We start from the raw sequence: 5,158 nt of genomic DNA on the forward strand, positions 1-5,158 counted from the left end.
GCGGCAGGTGGCTGGGGCGGGGGCGACCGGCGCCTCCGGGGCGACCGGCACTTCCGAGGTCACCGGCTCCTCCGAGGTCACCGGCTCCTCCGAGGTCACCGGCTCCTCCGAGGTCACCGGCTCCTCCGAGGCCATCAGCGCCTCCCGTGGCCCCCTGCCCCCGCGCGGCTCGTCAGCTCCGCGCTTCAAGCGCGGGGCCGGGGCCGTGGCCGGGGCCGGGGCCCTGGCCCGAGTGCGGGAGGCCGCGCGGGCCAGGTGGGGCCGGCTGGCGCTCGCACTGCTGCTGGGCAGTCTCGCGCTGGGCAGTGCCGTGGGGCTCATGGCCACGTCCGGGTGGCTCATATCCCGGGCCTCGGAGCAGCCTCCGGTGATGTACCTGATGATCGCCGTCACGGCGACCCGCGCCTTCGGCATCGGCCGCGCCGTCTTCCGCTACGCCGAGCGGCTCGTCTCGCACGACGCCGTGCTGCGCATGCTCGCCGACACCCGCGTCGCCGTCTACCGGCGCCTGGAGCGGCTCGCCCCTGCCGGGCTGCGCACGACCCGCCGCGGTGACCTCCTCTCCCGTCTGGTCGCCGATGTCGACGCCTTCCAGGACTACTGGCTGCGCTGGCTGCTGCCCGCGTCCGCCGCGGCCGTGGTGAGCGCGGGAGCCGTCGGATTCACCGCCTGGCTGCTCCCCGAGGCGGGCGCGGTGCTCGCCGCCGGGCTGCTCGCGGCCGGCGTCGGGGTGCCGCTGCTGAGCGGTGCCGTGGCGCGCCGCACGGAGCGGAAGCTCGCTCCCGCGCGCGGGGTGCTCGCCACGCGCGTGGCGGACCTGCTCACCGGCACCGCGGAGTTGACCGTCGCGGGCGCGCTGAAGCGTCGTACGGCCAAGGCGGGGGAGGCCGACGCCGAGCTGACGCGGATCGCCTCCCGGGGTGCCACCGCCACCGCGCTCGGTGACGGCCTGGGCGCGCTCGTCACCGGGCTGACCGTGGCCGCGGCCGCGCTCGTCGGAGTGCGGGCCGTGCAGGACGGGCGGCTCGGCGGGATCGCCCTCGCCGTGGTCGTCCTCACGCCGCTCGCCGCGTTCGAGGCGGTCCTCGGGCTGCCGCTCGCCGTGCGCTACCGCCAGCGGGTCAGGAAGAGCGCCGAGCGGGTCCACGAGGTCCTGGACGCACCCGAGCCCGTACCGGAGCCCGCCGCGCCCGCCGAGGCGCCGCTGACGCCGTTCCCGCTGCGTGTCGAGGGACTGCGCGCACGGTACGAAGGTCAGGCGGGGGACGCGCTCGCGGGCGTCGGCCTGACGCTGGAGCGGGGGCGGCGGATCGCGGTGGTCGGCCCTTCCGGTTCCGGCAAGACGACGCTCGCGCAGGTGCTGCTGCGCTTCCTGGGCTCGTACGAAGGGACGTACACGCTCGGTGGCACGGACGCGGCCGCGCTGGACGGCGACACCGTGCGCGGCATGGTCGGGCTCTGTGCCCAGGACGCGCACATCTTCGACAGCTCGGTGCGCGAGAACCTGCTGCTCGCCAAGAAGGACGCCACCGATGGGGAGCTGCGCGGCGCGCTGGAGCGGGCCCGGCTCGACGGCTGGGCCGACTCATTGCCGGACGGACTCGACACGCTCGTCGGCGAGCATGGAGCGCGCCTCTCCGGAGGGCAGCGTCAGCGCCTCGCGCTCGCCCGCGCGCTGCTCGCGGACTTCCCCGTCCTGGTGCTCGACGAGCCCGCCGAGCACCTCGACCTGCCGACCGCCGACGCCCTCACGACCGACCTGCTCGCCGCGACGGAGGGCCGTACGACGCTGCTCATCACGCACCGCCTCGCCGGGCTCGAAGCGGTGGACGAGGTGCTCGTCCTCGACGCGGGGCGGGTGGCGCAGCGCGGCACGTACGAGGAACTGGCGGCGGTGGAGGGCCCGCTGCGGAGGATGCTGGAGGTGGAGCGGGCGGCGGATCTGCTGAGCGTGGGCTGAGCCTTCCGGGAGCTGGGAGCTGGGAGCTGCGTCCGGGCCTCGGGGCGGGCTGGACCCGGGCCTCCGGTTGCCGGGGCGGGCTGGACGGGCCGCTGGTCGCCGGAGAGGGCCGCTGGCCGGCCTCGACTTTCCCCTGCAAATAGGACTAACTAGGCTCAAAGACATGTCAGTACCCTCGGCCTCCGCCGACTCCCCGCTCCCCGACCGCACACCGGACTCGGCGGGCTCGGCGGTGCGGGCGACCCGCGGCCTCCAGGGGCTCTCGCCCGAGCTGACCTCGCGGGTGCCGCAGCTGCTCGAAGCCATGCGGTCGGTCGGCACCGGGCTCGAACTCCACACCACCCTCGACCGCATCTGCGAGACCGCCGCCGAACTCGCCGACGCCCACTACGCCGCGATCGGCGTCGTCTCCGAAGACGGCAAGGGACTCTCCGAGTTCGTCTACCACGGCATCGACGAGCGGACCGCCGAGCGGATCGGGCGGCTGCCCGACGGCCACAAGGGGCTGCTCGGCGCCCTCATCCACCAGCCGAGGATGCTGCGCCTCGCCGATCTCTCCGCCGACCCGCGCTCCTGCGGTTTCCCGGCCCACCACCCGCCGATGCGGAGCTTCCTCGGCGTCCCCATCCGCGTCCAGGGAGAGATCTTCGGCAACCTCTATCTGACCGAGAAGCGGGGCGGGGCCGAGTTCAACGACTACGACGTGCACATGGTGCGCGTACTCGCCACGGAGGCCGGCATCGCCATCGGCAACGCGCGCCTGTACGAAGCCGCCAAGCAGCGCGAACGCTGGATCGACGGTTCCGTGGCGGTCACCACGGCCCTGCTCTCCGGCAGCGACGCGGAGGAAGCCCTCGCCGTCGTCGCCGAGCAGGCGAGGCACCTCGCGGACTCGGCCGCCGGGATCGTGCTGCTGCCCGACGAGGAGGGCGGCATGGAGATCGTCGCCGTCTCCTCGGACGAGCCCACGGGGGCGCTGGGCATGGTCATCCCTCCGGAGAGCCGTATCGTCGCCCAACTCCTCGAAGGGCAGGCGGTCTTCATCGACGACGCGGCCACCGACCCCCGCGCCATGACGGACCTCGCCCGCCGCTACGGCCCCGTCATGATGCTGCCGCTGCACAGTGACGGCCGGGTCCTCGGGACGCTGGTGACGCCCCGCGCGCGTGGGGCGCGCCCTTTCAGCGAGGCCGAGCGGACGCTGGCCGCCCAGTTCGCCTCGCAGGCCGCGCTCGCGCTGATGATGGCCGAGGCGCAGCGGGACCGGGAACGGCTCGCGGTGTACGAGGACCGCGACCGGATCGCCAGGGACCTCCACGACCTCGTCATCCAGCGGCTCTTCGCCACCGGGATGATGCTGGAGAGCGCCCAGCGCAGGTCCGTCGTGCCGGAGGTGCAGGTCGGTGTCGGCAAGGCCGTCGACGAGCTGGACGTGACGATCCAGGAGATCCGTACGGCGATCTTCGCGCTCCAGCAGGGCCCGGCCGAGGCGCCGTCGGGGCTGCGCACGCGCGTGCTGCGGGAGATCAACATGGCCGCCGTCCCGCTCGGCTTCAAGCCCACGCACCACTTCGTGGGGCCCGTGGACACCGTGGTCGGCGAGCTGACCGGGAAGAACCTCATCGCCGCCCTGCGCGAGGCCCTGTCCAACGCCTTCCGGCACGCGCAGGCCGCCCGTATCGACGTCGTCGTCGACTCGACGGTGGCACTGCCCGACGGGCAGCAGGGCGTACGCCTGACCGTCGCCGACGACGGCGTGGGCATCGCGGAGGGCGGTCGGCGCAGCGGCCTGAAGAACCTCAAGCGGCGGGCGGAGTCGCTGGGCGGCGACAGTTGGTACGGGCCCGGGATCGGCGAGGACGGCGGCGGTACGGCGGTGGTGTGGCAGGCGCCTTATTGAGCCGGGTGCCTTACTGAGCCGGGCGCCTCGCTGAGCAGGGCGCCTCGCTGAGCCGGGCGCTCTGCTGACGCCTCGGCGGGCAGCCCGGCAGCCCTGTTCGGCGGTACGTGCCTGGGCCGTACGGGGGCATCGCGCCCCCGAGTGCAGGAGCCCCGGAGGAACCGTGCCTCCGCGCGGGGCAACGATCCGTGACATGCGCCTGAGCCACCGTCGTCCGCGCCCGCACCCGCGCCCGCTCCTGTCTGTGCCGGTGCTGCTGTGCGTGCTGCTCGGGCTCACGCCCGCCCTCGCGACGGGCCCGGCCGCGGCCGCCGAGGGGCCGAGCGCGAGTGCCGATGTGGCGCGGCTCTACGAAGAGGCCTCCCTCGCGACCGCCCGCTACGAAGAGGGGCGGCGGGCGGCGCGCCTCCAGAAGGCGAAGGTCCGGAAACTGGACCGACTCCTCTCCAAGAAGCGCCGCCACGTAAGGGTCCTGCACGATGACCTCGGTCGGCTGGCCAGCGCCCAGTACCGCACCGGCGGTGGGCTCCCCTACACCGCGCAGCTGCTCCTGGCCGACAGCCCCGACGCCCTGGTGCGCGGCAAGCAGGCCATGTGGCAGGCCGACCTGGCCGTCAACAGCGCCGTCGCCAAGACGCAGCGGGCCGCGTCCCGGCTCGCGGCCGCCCAACGCGACGCGGACCGGGCCAGACGCGTCCTGGACCGGCGCAACGTACGCCTCGCGAAGCTGAAGCGCGGCATCGAGCGGAAGCTGGAGTCGGCGCGGTGGGCCTTGCAGGGCGAGGCCGACCGGTCCGTCGCCGCGGGCAAGTGCCGGGGTGCCGTGCGCCTGGACCAGCCGAAAACCTCCTCCACGCGCGCGTGGGTCGCGCCCGTGAAGAAGTACGAACTCTCCGCGGGCTTCGACAGCGCCGGCGAGCGCTGGGCGCACCGGCACACCGGGCAGGACTTCGCCGTCGGCATCGGGGCGCCCGTGCGGTCGGTCGGCGCGGGCCGGGTGGAGAGCGTGTCGTGCGGCGGCGGCTTCGGCATCGAGGTCGTCGTGCGGCATCGCGGCGGCTACTTCACGCAGTACGCGCATCTCGCCGCCGTCACCGTCGACCAGGGGGACAAGGTGCGCGCCGGTCAGTGGGTCGGGCAGGCCGGCACGACGGGCAACTCGACCGGGCCGCATCTGCACTTCGAGACCCGGCTCACGCCGGACTTCGGCTCGGGGGTGGATCCCAGGAAGTGGCTGGCCGAGCGGGGCGTACGGCTCAAGGGGTCCGGGGGTTAGGCGGGGCTGGATCGGGACTGGC

At 74.4% G+C, this 5,158-nt stretch carries 3 protein-coding genes; all 3 read left to right on the top strand.

Annotated elements, in window-relative coordinates:
- A partial coding sequence (cydC, locus tag GKQ77_RS27180) for a thiol reductant ABC exporter subunit CydC (RefSeq protein WP_258022043.1) occupies window positions 1-1,960 on the top strand: 1,960 nt, incomplete at its 5' end.
- Window positions 1,961-2,123: 163 nt separating this feature from the next.
- On the top strand, window positions 2,124-3,860 hold the full coding sequence (locus GKQ77_RS27185; protein ID WP_258022044.1) for a GAF domain-containing sensor histidine kinase: 1,737 nt from the start codon (window positions 2,124-2,126) through the stop codon (window positions 3,858-3,860).
- 193 nt (window positions 3,861-4,053) lie between these two features.
- Window positions 4,054-5,136, top strand: a complete 1,083-nt coding sequence (locus GKQ77_RS27190) for a M23 family metallopeptidase (protein WP_219691574.1) — start codon at window positions 4,054-4,056, stop codon at window positions 5,134-5,136.
- Window positions 5,137-5,158: the final 22 nt, after the last annotated feature.

The sequence above is a fragment of the Streptomyces anatolicus genome (assembly GCF_019400875.1).
Lineage (GTDB): Bacteria > Actinomycetota > Actinomycetes > Streptomycetales > Streptomycetaceae > Streptomyces > Streptomyces anatolicus.